Below are 3105 nucleotides of genomic sequence, written 5' to 3' on the forward strand. Positions count from 1 at the left end.
TTCATAAATTTAAAGGTAAATTGGATGATTTGGAAAATATGATATAATGAGTGCAGATCAGTGCCGGAAGCTTTGATTTTTTCAAATAAATTAATTAATAGATAACAAAAAGCTTTCTGAATAAAATCAAAAAAACTTTAAAGCACATAAATAAACTGGTAAAATCTATTTCCCACATATTAACCGGCTCTTAGCGGGTTTTAATAGTGCTGGAAATTCCGGAGGAAAATGATGAAAAATATAAAAATAGAGTTTGAATATGACGGAAGCGGTTTTTTCGGCTTTCAGAGACAGCCAGATGCCAGAACTGTCCAGGGGGAGATAGAGTCCGCCCTGAAGATAGTATTAAAGGAAGATGTAAATCTTACCACTTCTGGTAGAACAGACAGAGGAGTACATGCCTATATGCAGGTGTCAAATTTTTTTACCTCTTCAAAGATCCCTTTGGACAGGCTGGAGTTTGCAGTAAAAAATATTATTCCAGGGGATATAAGGATACACAGCATGGAGTACATGCCAGAGGAGTTTCACGCACGTTTTTCTGCCAAATCCAGGGCTTACGAGTATATCATGGGATGGGACAGGACGGCATTTGAGACAAAATATGTCTCCCTTGTGAAAGAGGAAGTTAACTGGGAAAAATTGCAAGAGATCCTTGAACCCCTTGTGGGCAGACACAACTTCGAAGGCTTTCGGCTAACGGACTGCTCCGGCAAGAGTCCAGTCAGGGAGATCTCCGAAATAAGATGTTACCCGAAAGGGAAAAATAAGATAGCGGTGTATATAAAAGGGAACGCCTTTTTGAAATCTCAGATAAGGATAATAATGGGGACGGCCCTTGCTGTATATTTTGGTAAAAAACCTAAAAATTATCTCATCAGCAAACTTAAAAATCCAGACAGCCAGGAAGAAAAAATTGTAGCAGACGGATCAGGACTGTATCTTTGTGATATAGAATATTAAAATTTTAAAGAGGTGTAAGAATGAAATTTATAGAGGTTCACGGAGATGATACAGAGATAATAAAGGGAATACTGGATCTTGAAAAGGCAACCTTCGGTGCCAACGGGGGTGTTGATATATGGACTCTGAAACCTCTTGTGAGATACGGTAAGGTTTTTGTTTTGATGGAAGGAGACCTTGTGGTCAGTGCCATAGAGTTCATTCACAAATTTGACTCAAAAGAGGTATATCTTTACGGAGTCTCTACCAGAAAGGAATTTTGGGGTAAGGGCTGTGCAAAAGAGCTTATTGATAAAAGCACAAAATACTTCATAGAAAACGGAATGGAAAGAATAAGCCTTACTGTAGATCCTGAAAACAGCCGTGCTGTAGGCCTTTACAAAAAAATCGGTTATATCCTGGAAAATGTTCAAAAGAGTGAATATGGAGAAGGAATAGACCGATTTTATATGATCAAAAAAATTATCTGAAATACAAAGGAAATGATATAGAATCAGAGTATAAATTACTAATCTCTCCTAGCGGTGTTATATTTTCTTGACATCTTTTTATAACTAGTATATCATCAATAGTGGAACGGTTACATTTTTGTAAAATGGATTTGGTGGCAGTAACTTAAAGAGGGAGGTTTTTTATGAAATTACATGTTGAGGATATAGGGGCGTACCTTAAAAGCCACGATATAAAACCCTCATATCAAAGAATGAAAATATTTGACTACCTGATTACACACAGGAATCATCCCACTGTAGATACTATCTACAGGTCATTATCTCAAGAAATACCCACTCTCTCTAAAACTACAGTTTACAACACACTAAATCTATTTGTAGAGAAAAATATAGCAGTGGTTATTGTGATAGAGGAAAATGAAACAAGGTATGATGCTGATGTGGATATTCACGGTCATTTTAAATGCGAAAAATGCAGCAAGGTCTATGATATTGACATAGATACTAAAAAAATAGATATAAGCAGCCTAGACAAATTCCAAATAAATGAGCACCACCTTTATTTCAAAGGAATATGTGAAGAATGTTTAAAAAATTCTTAATTCCTTTTTAATTTTTAAGCTTCATTTATGCCAATGTATAAGCAGATAGTTTTAATACATCAAATCTAAAAAAACATAATAATCTCTGGAATCTTAGAGATATAAATAAAACTACGGGGGTAAATCTAATGAACAAAAGAGTAGAAGATGCACTTAATGAACAAGTAAACAAAGAATTTTATTCTGCATATCTTTACCTGTCAATGAATGCTTATTTTTCAGAAAAGAATTTAAATGGTTTTGCAAACTTCATGAGAGTTCAGTACCAGGAAGAGATAAGCCACGGAATGAAAATATTTGATTATATAATGGAAAGAGGGGGAAGAGCAAAGCTCAGACCTATTGATGAAGTAAAATTAGAGTGGAAAGATGTTATTGAGGTTTTTGAGGAAACTTGCGACCACGAAAAATTTATAACTGATTCTATAAACAGCATCGTAGATATAAGCTATGAAGAGAGAGATCACGCTACGACAAATATGCTGCAGTGGTTTGTAAAAGAACAGGTAGAAGAGGAAGCTACAGCTCAAGGGTTACTAGAGCAGTTGAAGATGATAGAAGGTAAAGGTGCCGGTCTTTTTATGATCGACAGGGAACTGATGGCAAGAACATTTGTTGATGCTACTCAAGAAGCGTAATTCAAGGAGGTCGTGAATGTCAATCAAAGGAACGAAAACTGAAAAAAATCTTTTAAAAGCTTTTGCAGGGGAATCCCAGGCAAGAATGAGGTATACTTTTTTTGCTGAAAGAGCCAAAGAAGAAGGGTACGAGCAGATAGCAGAACTTTTCCTAGAAACTGCCGAAAATGAAAAAGAGCACGCCAGGAGGTTTTTCTCTTTTCTTGACAGAGGGGATAACTTGGAGATAGATGCAGCATACCCTGCAGGTTATGTGGGGAACACTCTTCAAAATCTTAAAATGGCTGCTGCAGGAGAACATGAGGAGCATACTGAGCTTTATCCTACTTTTGGAAAAATAGCTCAGGAAGAAGGTTTCCCTGAAGTTGCTGCTGTTTTTAGACTTATATCAAGAGTAGAAGTAGAACATGAAAACAGATATTTAAAATTAGCCGGAAATATAGAAAAAAA

General features: G+C 36.1%; 5 protein-coding genes. All 5 read left to right on the forward strand.

The features are described 5' to 3' along the window. The first annotated feature begins 231 nt into the window (after positions 1-231). Positions 232-963, forward strand: coding sequence for a tRNA pseudouridine(38-40) synthase TruA (gene truA / locus ABZA26_RS11245; protein WP_372714620.1), 732 nt, complete (start codon positions 232-234; stop codon positions 961-963). A 20-nt stretch (positions 964-983) separates the two neighbouring features. Further along, entirely contained in the window at positions 984-1433 is a 450-nt protein-coding gene (locus ABZA26_RS11250; protein ID WP_372714621.1) for a GNAT family N-acetyltransferase, read from the forward strand. A 164-nt stretch (positions 1434-1597) separates the two neighbouring features. Further along, a complete protein-coding gene (locus ABZA26_RS11255) occupies positions 1598-2017 on the forward strand; it encodes a Fur family transcriptional regulator (RefSeq protein WP_372714622.1) in 420 nt (139 codons plus the stop codon). 128 nt (positions 2018-2145) lie between these two features. After that, positions 2146-2655: a ferritin gene (locus ABZA26_RS11260; RefSeq protein WP_372714623.1), complete on the forward strand. Its 510-nt coding sequence runs from the start codon at positions 2146-2148 to the stop codon at positions 2653-2655. A gap of 16 nt (positions 2656-2671) precedes the next feature. Then, the coding region (gene rbr, locus ABZA26_RS11265; RefSeq protein WP_372714624.1) for a rubrerythrin at positions 2672-3105 on the forward strand (434 nt) is incomplete at its 3' end.

Source organism: Ilyobacter sp. (assembly GCF_041583315.1).
Classification (GTDB): Bacteria; Fusobacteriota; Fusobacteriia; order Fusobacteriales; family Fusobacteriaceae; genus Ilyobacter.